20 protein-coding genes, 1 tRNA gene and 1 riboswitch are annotated in these 19,846 nt (G+C 73.8%); of the genes, 14 read left to right on the top strand and 7 right to left on the bottom strand.

Features of this window, described 5'->3' with window-relative positions; genetic code table 11:
- Window positions 1-5 precede the first annotated feature (5 nt).
- Both hpnH and AC07B0_RS36580 read left to right on the top strand, forming a co-directional pair.
- Complete coding sequence (gene hpnH / locus AC07B0_RS36585) at window positions 6-1,037, top strand: adenosyl-hopene transferase HpnH (RefSeq protein WP_356878003.1); 1,032 nt, start codon at window positions 6-8, stop codon at window positions 1,035-1,037.
- Window positions 1,034-2,437, top strand: coding sequence for an aspartate aminotransferase family protein (locus tag AC07B0_RS36580; protein ID WP_356878004.1), 1,404 nt, complete (start codon window positions 1,034-1,036; stop codon window positions 2,435-2,437). Before hpnH ends, AC07B0_RS36580 begins: the two co-directional genes overlap by 4 nt.
- A gap of 18 nt (window positions 2,438-2,455) precedes the next feature.
- Here AC07B0_RS36580 and AC07B0_RS36575 read toward each other — a convergent pair whose 3' ends face one another.
- Window positions 2,456-3,277, bottom strand: coding sequence for a tyrosine-protein phosphatase (locus AC07B0_RS36575; protein ID WP_356878005.1), 822 nt, complete (start codon window positions 3,275-3,277; stop codon window positions 2,456-2,458).
- A gap of 316 nt (window positions 3,278-3,593) precedes the next feature.
- A riboswitch (cyclic di-AMP (ydaO/yuaA leader) is annotated at window positions 3,594-3,761 on the top strand.
- A 4-nt stretch (window positions 3,762-3,765) separates the two neighbouring features.
- Here AC07B0_RS36575 and AC07B0_RS36570 point away from each other — a divergent pair.
- The 9 genes from AC07B0_RS36570 to AC07B0_RS36530 all read left to right on the top strand — a co-directional run bounded on the left by AC07B0_RS36570 (window position 3,766) and on the right by AC07B0_RS36530 (window position 11,890).
- A complete protein-coding gene (locus AC07B0_RS36570) occupies window positions 3,766-4,791 on the top strand; it encodes a LysM peptidoglycan-binding domain-containing M23 family metallopeptidase (protein ID WP_356878006.1) in 1,026 nt (341 codons plus the stop codon).
- Window positions 4,792-4,953: 162 nt separating this feature from the next.
- Window positions 4,954-5,739 carry an SGNH/GDSL hydrolase family protein gene (locus AC07B0_RS36565; RefSeq protein WP_356878007.1) on the top strand — a complete coding sequence of 262 codons (786 nt, stop codon included), beginning with the start codon at window positions 4,954-4,956 and terminating at the stop codon, window positions 5,737-5,739.
- A 126-nt stretch (window positions 5,740-5,865) separates the two neighbouring features.
- On the top strand, window positions 5,866-7,074 hold the full coding sequence (locus tag AC07B0_RS36560; RefSeq protein WP_478900107.1) for an MBL fold metallo-hydrolase: 1,209 nt from the start codon (window positions 5,866-5,868) through the stop codon (window positions 7,072-7,074).
- A gap of 452 nt (window positions 7,075-7,526) precedes the next feature.
- Window positions 7,527-9,326, top strand: a complete 1,800-nt coding sequence (locus AC07B0_RS36555) for a sensor histidine kinase (protein WP_356883977.1) — start codon at window positions 7,527-7,529, stop codon at window positions 9,324-9,326.
- A gap of 47 nt (window positions 9,327-9,373) precedes the next feature.
- Entirely contained in the window at window positions 9,374-9,805 is a 432-nt protein-coding gene (locus tag AC07B0_RS36550) for a roadblock/LC7 domain-containing protein (protein WP_356884001.1), read from the top strand.
- A complete protein-coding gene (locus AC07B0_RS36545; protein ID WP_478900105.1) occupies window positions 9,802-10,224 on the top strand; it encodes a DUF742 domain-containing protein in 423 nt (140 codons plus the stop codon). The genes AC07B0_RS36550 and AC07B0_RS36545 overlap by 4 nt, the downstream gene beginning before the upstream one ends.
- Window positions 10,202-10,879: a GTP-binding protein gene (locus AC07B0_RS36540; protein ID WP_356883981.1), complete on the top strand. Its 678-nt coding sequence runs from the start codon at window positions 10,202-10,204 to the stop codon at window positions 10,877-10,879. The genes AC07B0_RS36545 and AC07B0_RS36540 overlap by 23 nt, the downstream gene beginning before the upstream one ends.
- 20 nt (window positions 10,880-10,899) lie before the next feature.
- On the top strand, window positions 10,900-11,445 hold the full coding sequence (locus AC07B0_RS36535) for a GAF domain-containing protein (RefSeq protein ID WP_467293349.1): 546 nt from the start codon (window positions 10,900-10,902) through the stop codon (window positions 11,443-11,445).
- 88 nt (window positions 11,446-11,533) lie between these two features.
- A complete protein-coding gene (locus tag AC07B0_RS36530) occupies window positions 11,534-11,890 on the top strand; it encodes an MmcQ/YjbR family DNA-binding protein (RefSeq protein ID WP_469382821.1) in 357 nt (118 codons plus the stop codon).
- Window positions 11,891-11,917: 27 nt separating this feature from the next.
- Here the strand turns inward: AC07B0_RS36530 and AC07B0_RS36525 are convergent, their stop codons facing one another.
- On the bottom strand, window positions 11,918-12,814 hold the full coding sequence (locus AC07B0_RS36525; protein WP_467293351.1) for a transketolase family protein: 897 nt from the start codon (window positions 12,812-12,814) through the stop codon (window positions 11,918-11,920).
- A 23-nt stretch (window positions 12,815-12,837) separates the two neighbouring features.
- Window positions 12,838-13,539: a transketolase gene (locus AC07B0_RS36520; RefSeq protein WP_356883989.1), complete on the bottom strand. Its 702-nt coding sequence runs from the start codon at window positions 13,537-13,539 to the stop codon at window positions 12,838-12,840.
- A gap of 159 nt (window positions 13,540-13,698) precedes the next feature.
- Between AC07B0_RS36520 and AC07B0_RS36515 the strand changes: the two genes are divergently transcribed.
- Both AC07B0_RS36515 and AC07B0_RS36510 read left to right on the top strand, forming a co-directional pair.
- Window positions 13,699-13,772 (top strand) — tRNA-Pro (locus AC07B0_RS36515).
- 359 nt (window positions 13,773-14,131) lie between these two features.
- Window positions 14,132-15,427 carry a phosphatase PAP2 family protein gene (locus AC07B0_RS36510; RefSeq protein WP_478900104.1) on the top strand — a complete coding sequence of 432 codons (1,296 nt, stop codon included), beginning with the start codon at window positions 14,132-14,134 and terminating at the stop codon, window positions 15,425-15,427.
- 90 nt (window positions 15,428-15,517) lie between these two features.
- Here AC07B0_RS36510 and AC07B0_RS36505 read toward each other — a convergent pair whose 3' ends face one another.
- The 4 genes from AC07B0_RS36505 to AC07B0_RS36490 form a co-directional block, all read right to left on the bottom strand.
- Window positions 15,518-16,183: a DUF305 domain-containing protein gene (locus AC07B0_RS36505; protein WP_478900102.1), complete on the bottom strand. Its 666-nt coding sequence runs from the start codon at window positions 16,181-16,183 to the stop codon at window positions 15,518-15,520.
- Between the two features lie 137 nt (window positions 16,184-16,320).
- A complete protein-coding gene (locus AC07B0_RS36500; protein ID WP_478900101.1) occupies window positions 16,321-16,785 on the bottom strand; it encodes a DUF6153 family protein in 465 nt (154 codons plus the stop codon).
- A 61-nt stretch (window positions 16,786-16,846) separates the two neighbouring features.
- Window positions 16,847-17,899: an NUDIX hydrolase gene (locus AC07B0_RS36495; protein WP_478900100.1), complete on the bottom strand. Its 1,053-nt coding sequence runs from the start codon at window positions 17,897-17,899 to the stop codon at window positions 16,847-16,849.
- 130 nt (window positions 17,900-18,029) lie between these two features.
- Entirely contained in the window at window positions 18,030-18,653 is a 624-nt protein-coding gene (locus AC07B0_RS36490; protein ID WP_467293360.1) for a LysE/ArgO family amino acid transporter, read from the bottom strand.
- A gap of 69 nt (window positions 18,654-18,722) precedes the next feature.
- Between AC07B0_RS36490 and AC07B0_RS36485 the strand changes: the two genes are divergently transcribed.
- Window positions 18,723-19,688, top strand: a complete 966-nt coding sequence (locus AC07B0_RS36485; RefSeq protein WP_356884003.1) for a LysR family transcriptional regulator ArgP — start codon at window positions 18,723-18,725, stop codon at window positions 19,686-19,688.
- Window positions 19,689-19,846: the final 158 nt, after the last annotated feature.

Raw genomic sequence — 19,846 nt, 5'->3', positions numbered from 1 at the left:
GCCAGATGGCCATGCCGCTGCGACAGTCCATCAGGGTCGGGACCTATCTTCTCGAACAGAAGCTCCGCAAGCGTGAGAAGTTCCCGCTGATCGTCGAGCTGGAGCCGCTCTACGCCTGCAACCTGGCCTGCGAGGGGTGCGGGAAGATCCAGCACCCGGCCGGAGTCCTCAAGCAGCGCATGCCGGTGGCCCAGGCCGTCGGCGCCGTGCTGGAGTCAGGGGCCCCGATGGTGTCCATCGCGGGGGGCGAACCCCTGATGCACCCGCAGATCCACGAGATCGTCCGTCAGCTGGTGGCCAGGCGGAAGTACGTCTTCCTCTGCACCAACGCGATGCTGCTCCGCAAGAAGATCGAGAAATTCACCCCGTCCCCCTATTTCGCGTTCGCCGTCCACATCGACGGGCTCCGCGAACGCCACGACGAATCGGTGGCCAAGGAGGGCGTCTTCGACGAGGCGGTCGCTGCCATCAAGGAGGCCAAGCGGCGCGGATTCCGGGTGACGACCAACTCCACCTTCTTCAACACCGACACCCCGCAGACCATCATCGAGGTGCTGAACTACCTCAATGACGACCTCCGGGTCGACGAGATGATGATCTCGCCCGCCTACGCCTACGAAAAGGCCCCTGACCAGGAACACTTCCTCGGCGTCGAACAGACCCGCGAACTGTTCAAGAAGGCTTTCGCGGGCGGCAACCGGCGGCGCTGGCGGCTGAACCACTCCCCGCTCTTCCTCGACTTCCTGGAAGGCAAGGCCGATTTCCCCTGCACCGCCTGGGCCATTCCGAATTACTCCCTCTTCGGCTGGCAGCGCCCCTGCTACCTGATGAGCGACGGATACGTCCCCACGTACCGGGAACTGGTCGACGAGACCGACTGGAGCAAGTACGGCCGCGGCAAGGACCCGCGCTGCGCGAACTGCATGGCGCACTGCGGCTACGAGCCCACCGCCGTCCTCGCCACCATGGGCTCCCTCAAGGAGTCCCTGCGCGCGGCCCGGGAGACGATCGGCGGCAACCGGGGCGCCTCGTCATGACCGCCGGGCAGGGGGGCGGCGGGGGCTTCGACCTCGGCGCCCTGCTCGCCGAGCGCGGGGGCGAGCGCTACGAGCTGCACTCCCGCCACCTCAACCACCAGCTGCCCCGCATGCTGCACACCATCGGCTTCGACAAGGTGTACGTACGTGCCGAGGGGGCCCACTTCTGGGACGCCGAGGGCAACGACTACCTCGACATGCTGGCAGGCTTCGGGGTCATGGGCCTGGGCCGGCACCACCCGGTCGTCCGCCGGGCCCTGCACGACGTCCTGGACGCCCAGCTCGCCGACCTGACCCGGTTCGACTGCCAGCCGCTGCCCGGTCTGCTCGCCGAGAAGCTGCTCTCGTACAGCCCGCACCTGGACCGGGTCTTCTTCGGCAACAGCGGCACCGAGGCGGTGGAGACGGCCCTGAAGTTCGCCCGGTACGCCACCGGCCGGCCCAGGATCCTCTACTGCGACCACGCCTTCCACGGGCTCACCACCGGCTCGCTCTCGGTCAACGGCGAAGCCGGGTTCCGGGACGGCTTCGCCCCGCTGCTGCCCGACACCAAGATCGCCCTCGGGGACCTGGACGCCCTCGGGCGCGAGCTGCGGCGGGGCGACGTGGCGGCCCTCGTCGTGGAGCCGGTCCAGGGCAAGGGGGTGCTCGCCGCGCCCCCCGGATTCCTGCGCGCCGCACAGGAGCTGCTCCACCGCCACAAGGCGCTGCTGATCGCCGACGAGGTGCAGACCGGCCTCGGCCGGACCGGTGATTTCTACGCGTACCAACACGAGCCGGGCGTCGAGCCCGATCTGGTGTGCGTGGCCAAGGCCCTGTCGGGCGGCTACGTGCCGGTCGGCGCGACCCTGGGCAAGGACTGGATCTTCCAGCGCGTGTACTCGTCGATGGACCGCGTGCTCGTCCACTCGGCGAGCTTCGGGTCCAACGCGCAGGCGATGGCGGCGGGCCTGGCGGTGCTGAGCGTCATGGACGACGAGCAGCTGACCGCCAACGCGCGGGCCATGGGCGACCTGTTGCGCGGGCGGCTCGCCGCGCTCGTGGACGAGTACGAGCTGCTGCACGAGGTGCGCGGGCGCGGGCTGATGATCGGCATCGAGTTCGGCCGGCCCTCCTCGCTCGGCCTGCGCAGCCGCTGGGCGATGCTCCAGGCGGCCCGCAAGGGGCTGTTCGCGCAGATGGTCGTGGTGCCGCTGCTGCGCAAGCACCGGATCCTCACCCAGGTCTCCGGAGACCACCTGGAGGTCATCAAGCTCATCCCGCCGCTGATCGTGGACGAGCGGGACGTGGACCGGTTCGTCGGGGCCTTCCGCGAGGTCATGGACGAGGCGCACGGCGGGGGCTCCCTCATGTGGGACTTCGGCCGGACGCTGGTGAAGCAGGCCGTCGGCAACCGCTGACAGCCCGCCGGTCACCCCCTACGGTTCCAGCAGCCGCTCCCGCAGCCGGAACAGGGTCTCGGGCGCGAGCCCGAGACCCTCGGCGAGGTAGCGGTCCACCCCGCCCCACTCCTCCTCGATGGTGGCGTACGCCGCCTCCAGGTACTCGGCGCGCGCGTCGAAGAGCGGCGCCAGCAGCTCCATCACCTCGGGCGAGCGGGCCTCGGCCGCGTCGCTGCCCCGGCGCACCCGGTAGCGGCGGTGCGGGGCGTTCGACTCCAGGTAGTCCGCCACGATCGCCCCGCGCTCGACGCCGAGGGCCAGCAGCGTGACGGCGATCGACAGGCCGGCCCGGTCCTTGCCCGCCGCGCAGTGCATCAGCGCCGGCACGCTGTCCTCGGCGAGGGCGTGCACGACCCGGCCGTGCTCCGCGGTGCGCGTACGGATCATCGTGCGGTACGAGTTCGCCATGCGGGCGGCCGCCCTGCCCTCGCCGAGCACGGACCGCAGCTGGGCCAGGTCGCCGTCGCGGACCATCTTCCAGAACTCCCGTCCGTCGGCCGGATCGGACAGCGGGATGTTCACGTAGCGCACCCCCGGCAGCACCACGTCCGGCCCCTCCAAGGCGTGATCGGCGCGGTTGCGGAAGTCGAAGACGGTGTGGAGGCCGAGCGAAGCGAGGAACTCTGCTCCGGTTTCGGTGGCATGCGCGAGATGTCCGCTTCGGAAGAGTCGTCCCGACCTGACCCTCCGTCCGTCGACGGTCGGCAACCCGCCCACGTCACGGAAATTACGCACTCCCGTCAGCTCCGGTTCAGGTTCGGGCCGCGCCGGAAGGGGCTGGGGTATCTGCTGGGTCACGGGTACTCCTCCGCGTCGCTGGGGTGTCCGAATTACGCCGGTTGGGAACAACTTGCCATACGTGGAGGCGAGATCGCGCCAGGCCCCGTGAGCCAGATCATACGGTGACCGTCTGTGCCCGATCGCGAAATCCGAATTCCCATGCCAGGGCCGTTGTTGGTGGTTCGGAATGGACAGAGGGTGACCGGAATTCCGTCGGTCCCTCATACCTGCGATTCCGTCAGGGAATTCGCGGCTTGTTGCCTGCGGACCCGCTCGATTACCTTCACGACCGATCCGGGTGGACCGCCTAATCCTGCCGCCGCCCGGGAACCGCACCCGACTATCGACGCGCGCGGCAGGAGCGGGGGAACCAGGTAGGCCGCCGGACCGGATCCTTCTTCCGGGACGGCTCGGGGTGAAGCCGGACACGTCCCCGACGTGCACGGCCGGACATCTCCAGTCCGAACCCGACAGCTCACCTCGCAGGCGACGGAGAGGAATTCGCCATGCCCGGAAAGGGTAAGCACCGCCGCCCGAAGTCCCGCTCCATGTCACGTGGTTTCGCCGCCGCGGGCACCGGCGGCGCGGCCCTCGCGCTGCCGCTGATGGGTGCCACCGGCGCCCAGGCCGCGGCCCCCTCGACGGCCCCGGCCGCCGTCCCCGCGCAGGCCCCGCAGGCTCCGGCCGCCGTCCAGGCCGCACCGGCCGCGGCTCCCGCCGCCGCGCCGACGGTCTACACGGTCGTCTCCGGCGACTACCTGTCGAAGATCGCCGCCGAGCGTCACCTCACCGGCGGCTGGGAGCAGCTCTACGCCGACAACCGCGAGGCGGTCGGCGCCGACCCCTCCCTCATCCACCCCGGTCTGAAGCTGACCCTCGGCGCCCCGGGCGCGAAGTCCGGCGCGCCGGCCCCCGCGAAGGAGCAGGCGGCGCCCCCGGCTTCGGCGCAGGGCTCCGGCTCCGAGGCGGGCTCCGGTGACCGCCCCGCCAAGACCGAGCGCTCCTCGAGCCGTCCTGCGGCGTCCGGCGAGGACTCCTCCGCCCGCGCCAAGGCGCCCAAGAAGTCCGCGCCGGAACAGAAGGCCCCCGCCGCCGGGCAGGCCGAGCAGTCCGCGCCCTCGAAGAGCGCCGGATTCGTGGCGCCCGTCGGCGGCGGCGTCTCCACCGCGTACCGCATGGGCGGCAGCATGTGGTCCTCCGGCTACCACACCGGCGTCGACTTCATGGCGAGCACCGGCACCACCGTCAAGGCCGTCGGCGCGGGCACCGTCGTCTCCGCCGGCTCCGGCGGTTCGTACGGCAACGAGGTCGTCATCAAGCACGCCGACGGCAAGTACTCCCAGTACGCGCACCTCTCCTCGCTGTCCGTCTCGGCCGGGCAGACCGTCACCGCCGGCCAGCGCGTCGGCCTCTCCGGCGCGACCGGCAACGTGACCGGCCCGCACCTCCACTTCGAGATCCGCACCGGTCCTTCCTACGGCTCGGACATCGACCCGCTGGCCTACCTCCGGTCGAAGGGCGTCAGCCTCTGACGGCAGCCGCCGCCGGACACGGACGCGCGTGGGGCCGGGACCCGAGGGGGGTCCCGGCCCCACGTGTACTTATTCCTTATCTCCCGCGTGGTATAGATCACGGTCCGTCAACCCCTCATTACGTTGGCGTAGGTTGGTTGCGGCGGTGAAGGATGTGTTCCCGTGGCAGCGACGACGACGACACTCAAGACCATCGGCTCGTACGCGGCGATCGGGGACAGCTTCACCGAAGGCGTGGGGGACCCGGGACCCGGGGATTCCTATCTCGGCTGGGCGGACCGGCTCGCCGTACTCCTCGCCGATCAGCGCGACGAACACGACTTCCGTTACGCGAATCTGGCCGTGCGGGGGAAGATCCTCGACCAGATCGTGGCCGACCAGGTGCCCAGGGCCAAGGCCCTCGCGCCGGACCTCGTGACCTTCTGCGCGGGCGGCAACGACATCATCCGTCCCGGCAGCGACCCGGACGACGTGGCGGCGCGGTTCGAGGCGGCCGTGGCCGACCTCACCGGCTCCGTGGGCCTCGTCATGATCACGACCGGTTTCGACACCCGGGGCGTACCGGTGCTCAAGCACCTCCGGGGCAAGGTGGCCACGTACAGCGCACACGTGCGCGCCATCGCCGACCGCTACGACTGCCCGGTCCTCGACCTGTGGTCGCTGCGCTCCGTGCAGGACCGGCGGGCCTGGGACGGCGACCGGCTGCACCTCTCTCCCGAGGGGCACACCCGCGTCGCGCTGCGCGCCGCGCAGGTGCTCGGCTACGCGGTGCCGGCCGACCCGGACCAGCCGTGGCCGCCGACGCCGCCGCGCGGATCGGTGGACGTCACCCGCGACAACATCCAGTGGGCGCGCGAGCACCTCGTGCCCTGGATCGGACGGCGACTGCGCGGGGAGTCCTCCGGCGACCACGTCGAGGCCAAGCGCCCCGACCTGCTGCCGCTGTAGGACCTGCCGGGGCCGGGATCCCGGCCCCGGCTCCGGCGGGGCGGAATCCTCGCGGGCCGGTGCGCGTTGGAAGGTCGTGTACGTACTACCGTGCCACCCCGACCCGCACCCTCTTCAGGAGGCGCCTTGACCGGCTCCCTTCCCCTGCGTCCCCGGCTGCGCGCCCTGCGGCCCGAAGCCTTCGGCGCGGACCCGTCCGGCGCGCGGTTGGCGCGGATCCAGCGTTCGCCGAACTTCGCGGACGGCGCCTTCCAGAACCCGGTGAAGGCCCAGACCAGGCCCTCCGGGTCGATGGCCGAGTTCGCCAAGATCTACTTCCACAAGGAACAGCGGGTCCGGCGCAGCCCCGGCGCGCCGATCCCCGTCTACCCGACCACCCTGGCCGACCTGGCGAAGCCGCCGGTCAGCGGCCTGCGCGTGACGTGGATGGGCCACTCCAGCGTGCTCACGGAGATCGACGGGCGCCGGGTCCTCTTCGACCCGGTCTGGGGCGACCGCTGCTCGCCCTTCCCCTTCGCCGGGCCCAAGCGGCTGCACCCCGTGCCGGTCCCGCTCGCCTCGCTGGGCGAGGTCGACGTCGTGGTGATCTCCCACGACCACTACGACCACCTCGACCTGCCGACGATCAAGGCGCTGGCCGGCACGGACACCGTCTTCGCCGTCCCGCTGGGCGTCGGCGCCCACCTGGAGCGCTGGGGCGTGCGGCCCGACCGGCTGCGCGAGCTGGACTGGAACGAGGCCACCGAGGTCGCCGGGCTCACCCTCACGGCCACCCCGGCCCAGCACTTCTGCGGGCGCGGCCTGCGCAACCAGCAGTCCACCCTGTGGGCCTCCTGGGTCGTCGCGGGCGAGGAGCACCGGGTCTTCCACAGCGGCGACACCGGCTACTTCGCGGGCTTCAAGGAGATCGGCGCCGCCCACGGCCCCTTCGACGCCACGATGATCCAGATCGGTGCCTACTCCGAGTACTGGCCCGACATCCACATGACGCCGGAGGAGGGCATGCGCGCCCACCTCGACCTCCAGGGCGGCACCCCGCGCGGCACGATGCTGCCGATCCACTGGGGCACCTTCAACCTGGCCCTGCACCCGTGGGACGAGCCCGGCGAGGGCACCGTCGCCGCCGCCGGGGCGGCCGGGGCCGCCATCGCGCTGCCCATCCCGGGCCAGCCCTTCGAACCCGGCGCCGCCGACGCCCCGGCCGAGGCCTGGTGGCGGCCCTTCGTCGCGGCGGGCGCGGCCCCGCCGGCCCGGCCCGCGGCCTCCGTACCGACGCGGCCGAAGGCCACGGCCGCCGAAGCCGGGCGGGCCGAGCCGGAGGCGGTGGGGTCCTAGGGCCTGTCGTCAAACTCCCGTCGTCGCCCGGAGGGCGGCCCTGCGGCGTCTGGTGCGTGCTCTCGGTGCGCCGGGCGGAAGCCCGCGTACTGGACGTACTTGGCTTTCGCCCGGTGCGGCGAGAGCGCGTGCCAGGCGTCGCGGGGCAGACGGGAGTTTGACGACAGGCCCTAGTGCCGTAGCCGGGCGCGGCCGGTACCGGGCGGGGCGTCGGGGGCCCCGTGCGCGCGGGCCGCGCGGGGCGGCGTACGCCCCGTGGGGGCAGGGGCGTACGGGCCCCCGGCGCATTCGCGCTGTCGTACGAGCGCTCCATCGGGAGCGGGAAGCACCCCCGCGAAGTTCCCCAACTCGGCGTCCGGGGTGGGAGCGTGCGGTCTAGCGTGGGTATCCGGTGATCAACACCGGGCCCCGGGAACCGACTGGGGGCCGGGCCCCACGTACCGAGGACGCACATGTCCGGACTCCGCGCCGCCCGCCACTCCCCGTCGAGACACGCCGCCTCCGGTCCCGCGCGGCAGATACGGCCCCAGCTGATCCGTGCCGCCGTGCTGCCCACCCTCGCGGCCGGGCTCAGCGGCGCGGCCGCGGTGATCTTCACCCTCCAGCTCGGCGGGGGCACCGGAGACCGGGACGCCCGGCTGTGGCCGCTGCTCACGGGCTGCGCCCTGCTCGTCATCGGGGCGCTGGCCGCCGCGCTGCTCGGGGCCCAGCGCTCCGCGAAGGCCGTACGGGACCGCTGCGAGGCGCTGCGGCGTTCCAGCGTGCGCGGCCGCCAGGAGCTGCGTACGGCCGCCGAACGCCTGGAACGGGGGGAGACGCCGCCCCGGCCCGTGCGCGGAGGCCCCGGCGGGCCGCCCGCGGGAACCGATCCGGCCGGGGTCGACGAGTTCTGGCTGCTGTCCCAGGAACTGCGCGGCGCCCGGGAACAGGCCCGGGCGACCCTCGTGCGGCTGGCCACCCCGGCCGCGCCGACCGACAGCGACCGCAAGGTGGAGGTGTTCGTCAACCTCGCGCGGCGGCTTCAGTCGCTCGTGCACCGCGAGATCTCCCTCCTCGACGGCCTGGAGGACACCGTCGAGGACCCGGACCTGCTGAAGGAGCTCTTCCACGTCGACCACCTCGCCACCCGGATCCGCCGCCACGCCGAGAACCTCGCCGTGCTCGGCGGGGCCGCCTCCCGGCGCCAATGGACCCGGCCGATCGACCTGAGCGAGGTGCTGCGCTCCTCCGTGGCGGAGGTCGAGCAGTACACGCGGGTGAAGGTGGTCCCCCCGGCGGGCGGCACCGTACGCGGCCACGCCGTCGCCGACGTGGTGCACCTGCTGGCCGAACTCGTCGAGAACGCCACCGTGTTCTCGCCCCCCGACACCGACGTGGTCGTCCGTGCGGAGCGGGTCACCTCCGGGATCGCGGTCGAGGTCGAAGACCGCGGACTGGGCATGCCCCCGGAGGAACAGCACCGGATGAACGCCCTGCTGGGCGAGCCCGACCAGGTCAGCGTCCAGCACCTGCTGGCCGACGGACGGATCGGCCTGTTCGTGGTCTCGGCGCTGGCCCGCCGGCACGGGATCGCCGTCGAGCTCAAGTCCAACATCTACGGCGGAGTCCTCGCCGTGCTCGTGCTGCCCCAGGGGCTGCTGGGCGCGGAAGCGCCGAACGCCGCCGACCTGGCCGACGGGTCGCGGGCCACCTCGTGGGGGACCGGCGCGGGCGGAGCCGTCCCGCCCCTGGAGCCCGTACGGGTCACCGTGCCGGATCCGTGGCAGGCGCGGAGCGCCGAACGGGCGCCGGAACCCGGGCCCGGACCGGCGTGGCCGGCCGCCGACGGAGCCGCCGCCGAGCCGGGCCGGACCCCGGCACAACGGCAGCCGGGGCAGGGACCGGCCTGGGCGGCCCGGCCCGGGGGCCCGCAGGACGGCGCTCCCGGCCCGTCCCCCGCCCCGGAGCCCTTCGCGGAAACCTTCATGGAGGTCTTCCCGGAGCCCGCCCCGCGGGCCCCCGGGGCGTCGGTACCGGCGTCCGCGTCCGTACCTTCCGCCCGGGCGGACACCTCGGCCGCCGAGGCCGTGGCCGCCGACACCGGCAGGCCCGCCCTGCCCCGTCGCCGGGCCCAGCAGCACCTGGCACCCGAGCTGCGCGAGGCGCCCGCCCCGCGGCCGGCGGCGGCCGGCGAGCAGCCCGTACACGACCCGGGCCTCATGGCCGCCTTCCAACGGGGCTTCGGCCTCGCCCAGTCGGAGCGGCCGGCATGAGCCCCGCCCCGGCCCACCCCCCTCACCCCAGCAAGGAGCGCACCCCCATGGTCGGCGAAGCGGCGACGAAGACCGGCAGCCTCTCGGACCTCGACTGGCTGCTCGGCGGCCTGGTGCAACGGGTCCCGTACACGCGCAGCGCGGTACTGCTGACCGCGGACGGGCTCGTCACCTGCGTGCACGGTCTCGACGCCGACAGCGCCGACCACATGGCGGCCCTGGCCTCCGGGCTGTACTCGCTGGGCCGCAGCGCCGGGTCCCGGTTCGCGGACGGCGCGGAGGTCCGCCAGGTGGTGGTCGAACTCGACACCGCCCTGGTCTTCGTCTCGGCGGCCGGATCCGGCACCTGCCTGGCCGTGCTCGCCGACCGGGAGGCCGACGCGGGCGTCCTCGGCTACGAGATGGCGATGCTGGTCAAGAGCGTCCGGCCGTACCTCGCCGCCCCGCCGCGGCGGCCCGTCGCCGGCGCGGAGCGATGAGGACCCGGGCGAGGGGGGCGCACGGGGCCGGAGCGCTGCGGGACACGCCCTGGCTGGACGATTCCGCCGGCCGGGTGATGCGCCCGTACACGGCGAGCGGCGGCCGGACCCGGCCGGCCGTGGCCCTCGACCTGCTGTCCCTGGTCACCGCGACCGGGGTGCGGCCGAGGGTCCCGCTCGGAGCCGAACACACCCTCGCGCTGCGGATCTGCGCGGGCGCCGCGGCGGTCACGGTCGCCGAGGTGGCCGGACAGCTGCGGCTCCCGGCGGTGGTGGTGAAGGTGCTGCTGTCCGACCTGATGGAGTACGGGGCCGTCAGCGCACGGGCGCCGCGGTTCCCGGCCCCGGGCCCCGGGCTCGCGGCCGACGACCAGGCCTTGCTGAGGGCGGTGCTCGATGGCTTACGCCGACGACTCTGAGGCCCGGCCCCCGGCCCTTCCCGCGACCTTGAAGATCCTGGTCGCGGGCGGGTTCGGGGCGGGCAAGACCACCTTCGTGGGCGCGGTCAGCGAGATCGAACCGCTCTGCACGGAGGAACTGCTGAGCGGGCTGAGCGAGACGGCCGACCCGCTGGAGGGGGTGGAGACGAAGACGGCGACGACGGTGGCGCTCGACTTCGGACGGATCACCCTGGACGACGGGCACGTCCTGTACCTCTTCGGCACGCCCGGACAGCAGCGCTTCTGGTTCCTGTGGCAGGAGTTGTGCGCGGGAGCCCTGGGGGCGGTGGTGATCGCCGACACCCGCCGGCTGGAGGACTGCTTCCCGGCCGTGGACTTCTTCGAGCGGCGCGGGATCGCCTTCGTCGTCGCCGTCAACGAGTTCGACGGCGGCCACCGCTACACGGCCCGTGAGGTCCGCGAGGCGGTGGGGCTGGGGGCCGCCGTGCCGGTCGTACGGTGCGACGCTCGGCTGACGGGCTCCGCGACCGGGGTGCTGGCCGCCCTCGTCCACCACCTGCTGACCACGGCGAAGACGGCCGGCGCGCGGCCCGTACCGTCCGCGCCCCGGCCCGCGCACACGACCGCCGCCCACGCACACGCGCGGAGGGACGCGGCCGCCACCACCACGTAACCGGATCCGGGGGAACCGACATGACGTACTACGAATCGACCGGCCACCTGCTGCTGACCCCGGTCGACCGGGAGGCACCCGCGCGTGCCGTCCGGCTGCGCGAGATGGGCCTGGGGGAGCGGGCCGACTCCGAGCTCGACGCCTTCGCCCGCCGGGTCGCCGACACCCTGGACGCCCCGTACGCGGGGGTCAACTTCGTCGGTGAGGAACGGCAGTTCTTCGCCGGGCTGCACCACGGCCCCGACGCCGCCGCGAGCGGCTACCCCGCCCGGGTGCTCGCCCGCGACCACGGCTACTGCCCCCACGTGGTGGTGCGCCGCAGGGCCCTGGTGCTGGAGGACGTACGGGACTTCGCGCGCTTCGCCGGCAACGCCGTCGTCGACGAGAGCGGGGTGCGCTCCTACCTGGGGGCGCCCCTGACGGACCGGCGGGGCATCGTGCTCGGGACGGTGTGCGCGGTGGACCTGGTGCCGCGCCGCTGGGGAACGCAGGGCCTGGCCACCGTGAAGGCCCTGGCGGCGGAGCTGGTGGAACTGCTGCACGCGAGGGAGGACCGCCGGGCCTGACGGGCGCGACGGCCGGCGGCGGGGTCTACCGTCGGCAACGAGCACCGTCACGGACCGGGGCGGGCCGAGGAGAAGAGGGGTCGCGGACATGGGCATGACCGCCGAGGACGTCAGGACGATCGCGTTGTCGCTCCCCGACAGCAGCGAGAAGCCCGCCTGGGGCATGCCGACCTTCCGGGTCGGCGGGAAGGTCTTCGCCTCCCTCGCGGACGACGACACCTCGATCGGGGTGAAGTGCCCCAAGGAGGACCGGGCCGAGCTGATCGCGGCCGAACCGGAGAAGTTCTTCCTGCGCGAGGGCCACGACGACAACTACGCCTGGCTCCGCGTCCGGCTCGCGGCCGTCGCGGACGCCGGGGAGCTGCGCTCGATCCTGGCGGACTCCTGGCGGCAGGCGGCCCCGAAGAGACTCGCGGCGGCCCACCCGGAGCTGGGCGGAGGCTGACCGTCGTGAGCGCCCCCGCCCGGGTGCTCAGCGCAGGAAGCCGGTGATCCGCTGCCGCAGCGAGCCGGCGTCCAGGCCGTGGGCGGCGACGTGCTCCTCCAGCGTTCCGTACCGGCGCAGTTCGGCGCGCCCGACCCCGAGCGGGAGGATCCGGTGCGGGACCTCCACGAGCGCGGCCCCGGCCGCCGTGGCGGACGTACCGGCGAGGTACGGCTCGACCAGCACCACGTCCGCCGTGGCGCGCCCGACGGCGGTGCGCAGGGCCGCGTCGTCGAAGGGCCGGACGGTGGCGGCGTACAGCACGGTGACGTCGAGCCCCTCGGTCGCGGCGAGGACGTTGTCGAGGAGCGGGCCGACGGCGACGACCACCCCGGCGCGTCCCTCCCGTACGGTCTGCAAGCGCAGGCCGTCCACCGGGCGCGGGGCGCTGTTCGACTGCTGGGACAGCCGGACGTACACCTTGTCGTCCCCGGCGGCGGCCGCGTGCCGCAGCAGCGCCCCGGCCTCGTCCGGGTGCCCGGGCACGTGCACCGTCCAGCCGTCCAGCGTGTCCAGCAGCGCCACGTCGCCCGGTGCCATGTGGGTGAACCCGCCGGCCGGCCAGTCGTAGCTCGCGCCGGCGCTGACCAGCACGCCGCCCGTGCCCTGGTGTCCGAAGTCCAGCTTGACCTGTTCGAAGGCCCGCTCCACGAGGAAGCTGGCGAAGGTGTGCACGAAGGGCCGCAGGCCCGTCAGCGCCAGCCCGCCGCCGACGCCGACCAGCAGCTGTTCCCGGATCCCGACGTTGATCACCCGATCGGGGTGCCGCTGCTGGGCGCCGCGGAACCCGTCCATGGTGATCTCGGCCAGTACCAGCGCCAGCCGGGGGTCCTCCTCCAGCAGCCGCGACGTGACCGAGACGAACCGTTCCCGCATGGTGTCCATGACGTCCCCTCCCTCTTTCCTTCTCAGAACTTCTTCTCGACGCGGGCGACGACCGCGTGCGGCCGGCCCGGATGCGGTGCGGTGAAGGCGGCGTGCAGCGCCGCGTGGTCCCGTCCGTCGACGGTCACCGCCGACCAGCCCGCCGCCTCGAAGCGGGAGGCGATCCCGCCGGGCCAGCCGTGGGTCGCCGAGTCGTTGTCGATCACCACGGTGTGCAGCCGCTCCAGCCCGGCCGATCCGGCGTACGCGATGGCCTCGTGGTTGCTGCCCTCGTCGAGCTCGGCGTCCCCGATCAGCACCCACACGGCCGGGTCGTCCAGCCCCTGCGCCCGCAGCCCGAGTGCGCTCCCGACGGCCAGGGGCAGCCCGTGCCCCAGTGAGCCGCTGCCGATCTCCACCCCGGGGATCAGCGTGCGGTCCGGGTGGTGTCCCAGGGAGGAGCCGAAGGAGCCGAAGCCGCTCAGCCGGCCCACCGGGAAGAACCCCTTGGCGGCGAGGACGGCGTAGTAGGCCATCGGTCCGTGTCCCTTGGAGAGCAGGAACCGGTCGCGCCCCGGATCCCCGGCGCTCTCGGGCCCGACGCGCAGCACCCGGTCGTAGAGCACCCACAAGACGTCGAGCGTGGACGTGGCGGCGGGCCCGTGCTTCTCGGCCCCTGTCATGAGCGCGATGAGCGCGCCCAGGTCCTCGTGGCGGAACTCCGTGTCCGCGGTTGCCTGTGTCATACGGGAACCTTCGGACCTCAACCGGACTTGAGGTCAAGCGTCCGTCCGCCGCGGACATCCGATCCCGGCCGACCGGGAAAGGTGCGCGCGACCACCCCGAGAAGTGCGGTATTGTTCTCCTGCCAGTTCAACCAGGGGAAACCCCAGGTCAACGGGCATCGGGACGTGGCGCAGCTTGGTAGCGCACTTGACTGGGGGTCAAGGGGTCGCAGGTTCAAATCCTGTCGTCCCGACTTTTCGAAGTCGCAGATCAGGGGCCGTTTCAGAGAAATCTGAAACGGCCCCTCGGTCGTTTCCGGTCCGCCCCGCCGACGCCCTCCCGGCGGAACCGGGCGGAACGCCCCGACGGGGAAACCCAGTCGAGCGCCCGTCGCCGCCGGCCGGCCGCAGACATCCGGCGGAGACATCCGGCCGGAGACAACCGGCCGGGAACCGCCGCTCAGGAGGCCCGTCCGCTCCGCTAGCATGTTCGAGTTAACGACTGCCCCGTTGGATTATGTACATCGGCTGAAAATTGATATCGACGATCACGCGACTCCTTTCGCGAAAGGGCGACAGGGCCGGGTCCGGCTCGTGGCGCCAGGCACGCGTCGTGCTGTGGGCTGCCGTGGGTGCGGTGACCCTCGGGTTCTTCATCGCGCTGGAGATCGCCGCGCGTCGGTACGGCGAGACCGGGCCGCTCACCAACCAGGCGCGCGAGGTGCTGTTCGCCCCCAAGTCGGGGACCGTGCTGTACGTCGCCATGGCGCTGATGATGGTGGTGCTCACCTGGCGGCAGCGGTTCATCGCGCTCGGCACCGCGATCGGCATCGACCTCGTCTTCTGGCTCGTGCGGTCGGCGGTCGGCGCCGAGATGATGTTCGGCAACGGCGCGTTGCTGGTGACCCTGGGCTGCGCCGTCATCGCCGTCACGCGCCGCACCGGCCGGGAGCGGGTCCTGCTGCTCCAGGGCGTCGGACTGGCCCTGCTGCTGGTGACCGGCCGCAAGACCGGCTACACCTGGCTGCTGATCACCTCGAAGACCCGCCCCACGGTGCTGGACCCGTACGTGGCCATGGCCGATCACGCCCTGGGCAACCCGTCGTGGCTGGTGGGCCGGCTCGTCGAGGCCACCGGCACGGTCGGCTACCACGTCCTCGAATGGGTCTACATCCAGCTCGCGGTGGCCGCGGTCGCGGTCGCGCTGTACCAGCTGCGCCACGTCGCGGCCGAGCGCCGCTTCCCGCGGCACCACCTGGTGCGCACGTTCCTCGTCATCGGCCTGCTCGGGCCGGGCATCTACATGATCTACCCCGTGGTCGGGCCGATCTTCGCCTACGGCGCCGACGGCGGACAGTGGGCCGTGGCCGACCTGTGGCCGAACACGCCGCCGCCCGTCACCCTCCCGCAGTCGATCCCCTTCGACGAGTTCACGCCGCGCAACTGCATGCCCAGTCTGCACACGGCGTGGGCCACCGCGATCTTCATCCACTCCCGCAAGGGGCCGCGCGTCCTGCGCTACGCAGGAACGTTTTGGCTGATCGCCACGCTCGGCGCGACGCTGGGCTTCGGCTACCACTACGGCGCCGACATCGTCGCCGGTGTGGTGTTCACGGTCACCATCGAGACGGCCCTGCGCGCGTTCGACCGCGGCTGGGACCGCCAGGGAATGCGGCTGGTCGCCTACGGGACCGCGGTCTTCGCCGCGCTCCTGCTGTCCTACCGCTACCTGTCCATGGAGATGGCCGGACACCCGTGGCTGTTCGGGCCGCTGGTCATCCTGTCGATGGCCTCGGTGGTCTACGGCTACGTACGGCTCACCCGGCTGTGGGAACGCCAGGACACGGTCGTACGCCTGCCTGAACCGCGCCGCGAACCGCAGCCGGAACTGGTCTCCACCGACCGCTGACACGGCACCCGGTCACGGGTCCAGGAGCGGCTGGCACGGACCGGGACCGGGGCGGGTCCGCGGGGGGCCGCGGACCCGCCGTGCCGCGAGTCAGCCGGCGTTGAGGAGCGCCTTCATCCGGGCGATCTCGGCGCTCTGGGAGCCGATGATGGCCCCGGCCATCTCCTTCGCCGGGCCGTACGCGCCGTCGGCCTGCTCGGCGCGGGCCATGGCGACCGCACCCTCGTGGTGCTTGACCATCAGTTCCAGGAACGCCTTGTCGAAGGCGCCGCCGGAGCTCTTCGCCAGCCGGTCCATCTCGTCGGCCGTCATCATCCCGGCCATGTCGTGGCCGCCGTGTCCGCCCTGTCCGGAGCCCTCGGCGGGGACCTGCTCGCCCCACGAGAGCAGCCAGCCGGACAGGGTCTTGATCTCCGGGTCCTGGGCCTTCTCGATCTCCTCGGCCAGCTTCTTCACCTCGGCCGAACCGGCACGCGCCGGGGCGAGGCGGGCCATCTCCAGGGCCTGCCGGTGGTGCGGGACCATTCCGAGGGCGAAAGCGGTGTCGGCCGCGTTGTTGCCGCCCTTGCCCGCTCCCTCCTTCGCGGCGGCCCCGGCAGAAGCGGAGGACGACGCCGGGGCCTTGGGGGTGGAGCCGTGGCCGTCGTGGGCCGGTCCGTCGGGCTGGTCGGCGCCGCAGGCGGCCAGGACGAGGGCGGCGGCGGAGGCCGCGGCGACGGCGGTGGTGCGGCGGATCAGGGAACGCCGAGCGGTCATGGTGGTGCTTCTCCTGTGCTGTGGCACGCGCGGAAGGGCGTGCGGAAGATACGGGGGGCTCGCGGGCGGGAGCACCGGCCGCCGGGGCGTCGTCGAAGACGGCGCGGTCCGGGGCGGCCGGGCGTGCCGGAGCAGCCCTATACGCGCAGGAGTTGGAGTTCGCTCAGTGAGGGAGGGGCGCGGCCGCAGGCGGTCGCCCCGTCGAGGAGGCCGTGGGCTGCCGTCGGGGCGGCGGTGACCGGGCCGGGTGCGGCCGCGGGCGCCGACAGTACCGGCGAGCCGCTGGTCCCGGGGGCCGCGCAGGTGTCGTCGGCGTGCTCGGCGTGCCCGCCGGGGCCGTCTGGGCCGTCCGTGCGGTGGACCTCGGAACCGTCCGCGTGGACGCACGCGCACGGGTCGGCCGGTACGGCCGCAACGGGGGTGCCGTGCCCGGCGGCGGCGCTGTGGGCCGCGGCCGAGGAGCCGGCCGCCGACGGGAGGGCGCCCGGACCCAGGCCGTGCATGGCCACGAGGCCGGTCAGCACGGCGAGTACGGCCAGGACGAGCGGCAGGGGGGCGCGCAGGCCGATGGGCCCTTCCGCTCGCTCCGTCCACGTCCGCATGTCGGCATCGTAGGCGGCCGCCGCGGGCGGTGCGACGCCGGGTGCGGGGGGCGGCCGCCCGTCAGGCCGGGTGGACGGGCCTCCCGTCGTGGAGTTCGAGCGGGCCGGCGCCGTCGGCGAGGGCGCGCAGGCAGGCCTTGATCTGGCGGCGCAGCGAGCCCTTGACGAGGCCGCGCAGCTCCTTGCGGTCCGCGGTCCGCCAGTGGACGAGCTCATCGGGCGGCAGCCGGATCGCGGCGAGTTCGGCGGCGCCGAGCACCCCGCCGTCGTACAGGAAACGGACCCGGGCGGGGTAACCGGGGCGGTGGGACCAGTTGACGCCGAGGAGCCTGCCGGGGTCACGGTCCAGGCCGGTCTCCTCGCGGACCTCGCGCGCGGCCGCCTCCCGGGGGGTCTCGCCGAGGTCGCTGTCGACGCCTCCGCCGGGGAGCAGCCAGCGGCCCGGAGCCCCGTAGGCCGGCTGCACGAGCAGGATCCCGCCCGCGCCGTCGGTGAACAGCACGTTCGCCGCGGTGAGGGCCTTGGGCCGGGACGCGCGGTGGCCGGCCGCGTCGAAGCGGCCCGCGTGCTCCAGCGCCGCGCGGTGTGCCGGGTCGAACCCGACGGGGGAGCCCGGCTGGGGTACGCCGTCCGCGAGGTGGGCGAGGGAACCGGCGTACAGGGCGGCCAGCCCCGCGCGCAGCCGGGCCGCGGAACGGGCCGGGAGCCGGGCGGCCGCCTCGTCGGGGGTGAGCCAGTCGCCGCCGACGGCCCCGGCCCGGGTGTCGCCGAGCGGCCCCACGAGGTGGACGTGCACCACGAGCGAGCGTCCGTCGGCGCCCGGCGGACAGGAGTCGACCGCCAGCAGCCGGCCGACGGGGGCGACGAGGCCCAGTTCCTCCTCCAGGGCACGGGCCAGAGCCGGCTCCGGCGTCTCGGAGGCGCCGACGACGGCGCCGGGCAGCGCGGGCCCGGCTTGGTGCGGGGCCCGCGGGGGCACCGGTACGAGGACCCGCCCGTGGCCGTCGAGGACGATGCCGGTGGCCTCCACGAGCGGCGACGGCGGGAGCGGGGGCGGCGGCGCCCCGGGCGACGGTGGCGCCGGGGACGGGATCGGGCGCGGGCGCTCGGGCACGGCGGGGCTCCTCGGGTCGCGCGGAGGCTGGCGGTCCGCACATCGGTACCGCATCAGTACCACGCAGCCCTCCCGGCAGGCCGTACGACCAGGCCGAAAGCCCGCCCGGCCCCCTGGGCGGGCCGCCGGCTCAGGCGCGGGCGAGCAGCATTCCGCCCATCGTGACCATGGTCGCGGCGACCAGACCGTCCAGCATCCGCCAGGCCTTCGGCCGTGAGAGCGGGCCGCTCAGCAGCCGGGCACCGTAGCCGAGCGCGCCGAACCAGGTCAGGCTGGCCAGTCCGGCCCCGACGCCGAACGCCCAGCGCAGGTCGCCCCGGTCGGCCGCGAGGGAGCCGATCAGCAGGACGGTGTCGAGGTAGACGTGCGGGTTGAGCCAGGTCATGGCCAGACAGGTCAGTACGGCCGCGCGGGCCGACCCGGCGGCGGCGCCGCCCGTGCCGAGGGCCGCGCCCGGGGCGGGGCGCAGCACCCGGCGGGCGGCGAGGAGCCCGTAGCCGATCAGGAAGGCGCCGCCGGCGATCCCGACGGCCGTCAGGGCGGCCGGCCAGGCGGTGACGAACGCGCCCACCCCGGCCACGCCCAGGACGATCAGGACCGCGTCGGACACGGCGCAGATGGCGACGACGGGAAGCACGGCCTGCCGGCGCGCGCCCTGCCGCAGGACGAAGGCGTTCTGCGCCCCGATGGCGACGATGAGGGAGAGGCCGGTGCCGAAGCCGGCCAGGGCTGCCGTGGTGATGCCGTGTGTCATGTGATCGACGGTACGAACCGGCGCGCCATGAGTACAGCTAAAGATTTTTACGTACCCTTAGCGCTCGTGATGGACGAACTTCCGCTGGACCAGGTACGGACGCTGCTCGCGGTGGTCGACGAGGGCACCTTCGACGCCGCGGCCACCGCCCTGCACGTGACGCCGTCCGCCGTGAGCCAGCGCGTGAAGGCCCTGGAACAGCGCACCGGCCGGGTCCTGCTCATGCGGACGAAACCGGTGCGGCCCACGGAGTCCGGGGAGGTCGTGATCCGCTTCGCCCGGCAGCTGGCCCGGCTGGAGCGGGACGCCCGCGCCGAACTCGGGATGGGGATGGCCGACGGGCTGGGCCCGGTCCGGCTGCCGATCGCGGTGAACGCGGACTCGCTGGCCACGTGGTTCCTGCCCGCGCTGACCCGGGTGCCGCAGGATCCGCCCGTCTGCTTCGAGCTGTACCGCGAGGACGAGGCGCACACGACGGCGCTCCTGCGCGAGGGCCAGGTGATGGCGGCCGTCACCTCCTCGCCCGATCCGGTCGCGGGCTGCACGGTGCGGGCGCTGGGCCTGGCCCGCTACCTGCCGGTGGCCAGCCCCGCCTTCGTCGGCCGCCACCTGACGGGGGAGCCGGCGCGGGACCTGCGGGAGGCGCCGCTCATCGTCTTCGACCGGCGCGACGAGCTCCAGGACACCTTCGTGCGCACCCTGACGGGCGGGGCCTGCGGGGCCGCGGCCGCCCGGCACCAGGTGCCGACCTCGGAGGGGTTCCGCGACGCGGTGGCCGCCGGGCTCGGCTGGGGCCTGGTCCCCGAACCGCAGGCGCGGCCGCTGCTGGAAACGGGTGCGCTCGTGCCACTGGAGCCCGCGCCGCCGGTGGACGTACCGCTGTACTGGCAGCAGTGGAAACTCGACTCGCCGGCGCTGGCGTCGGTCGCGGGGGTGGTCGCCCAGGCCGCGCGGGAGGCCCTGCGCCCGCCCGACCTCCCGGACCGCCGTGCCATCACCTTCGGCCACGCCCGTTCCGGGCCGGCCCCCGCCTGACCACGACTCCCCCTGGTGCCGCGACCCGGCACACCTTCCCGGTCACGGCACTAGTGCCGTGACCGGGAAGGTCCACCGGGTCGGGGGGGGCCGCCCCGGCCCCGCCCCCCCCCCCCGGCCCCCCCCGCGCGGCGACAAGACAACCGCGGGCCCCCCCC

The organism is Streptomyces sp. NPDC044704, assembly GCF_056433525.1.
The sequence above is the reverse complement of the archived record's forward strand: the minus strand, read 5'-3'. Positions and strand labels throughout refer to the sequence as shown.

What these genes read in the sequence shown, in the direction of transcription:
- hpnH (WP_356878003.1), top strand. Translation starts at nt 6, where the DNA reads ATGGCCATGCCGCTGCGACAGTCCATCAGGGTCGGGACCTATCTTCTC.
- AC07B0_RS36580 (WP_356878004.1), top strand. Translation starts at nt 1,034, where the DNA reads ATGACCGCCGGGCAGGGGGGCGGCGGGGGCTTCGACCTCGGCGCCCTG.
- AC07B0_RS36570 (WP_356878006.1), top strand. Translation starts at nt 3,766, where the DNA reads ATGCCCGGAAAGGGTAAGCACCGCCGCCCGAAGTCCCGCTCCATGTCA.
- AC07B0_RS36555 (WP_356883977.1), top strand. Translation starts at nt 7,527, where the DNA reads ATGTCCGGACTCCGCGCCGCCCGCCACTCCCCGTCGAGACACGCCGCC.
- AC07B0_RS36550 (WP_356884001.1), top strand. Translation starts at nt 9,374, where the DNA reads ATGGTCGGCGAAGCGGCGACGAAGACCGGCAGCCTCTCGGACCTCGAC.
- AC07B0_RS36545 (WP_478900105.1), top strand. Translation starts at nt 9,802, where the DNA reads ATGAGGACCCGGGCGAGGGGGGCGCACGGGGCCGGAGCGCTGCGGGAC.
- AC07B0_RS36540 (WP_356883981.1), top strand. Translation starts at nt 10,202, where the DNA reads ATGGCTTACGCCGACGACTCTGAGGCCCGGCCCCCGGCCCTTCCCGCG.
- AC07B0_RS36535 (WP_467293349.1), top strand. Translation starts at nt 10,900, where the DNA reads ATGACGTACTACGAATCGACCGGCCACCTGCTGCTGACCCCGGTCGAC.
- AC07B0_RS36530 (WP_469382821.1), top strand. Translation starts at nt 11,534, where the DNA reads ATGGGCATGACCGCCGAGGACGTCAGGACGATCGCGTTGTCGCTCCCC.
- AC07B0_RS36525 (WP_467293351.1), bottom strand. Translation starts at nt 12,814, where the DNA reads ATGGACACCATGCGGGAACGGTTCGTCTCGGTCACGTCGCGGCTGCTG.
- AC07B0_RS36520 (WP_356883989.1), bottom strand. Translation starts at nt 13,539, where the DNA reads ATGACACAGGCAACCGCGGACACGGAGTTCCGCCACGAGGACCTGGGC.
- AC07B0_RS36505 (WP_478900102.1), bottom strand. Translation starts at nt 16,183, where the DNA reads ATGACCGCTCGGCGTTCCCTGATCCGCCGCACCACCGCCGTCGCCGCG.
- AC07B0_RS36500 (WP_478900101.1), bottom strand. Translation starts at nt 16,785, where the DNA reads ATGCGGACGTGGACGGAGCGAGCGGAAGGGCCCATCGGCCTGCGCGCC.
- AC07B0_RS36490 (WP_467293360.1), bottom strand. Translation starts at nt 18,653, where the DNA reads ATGACACACGGCATCACCACGGCAGCCCTGGCCGGCTTCGGCACCGGC.
- AC07B0_RS36485 (WP_356884003.1), top strand. Translation starts at nt 18,723, where the DNA reads ATGGACGAACTTCCGCTGGACCAGGTACGGACGCTGCTCGCGGTGGTC.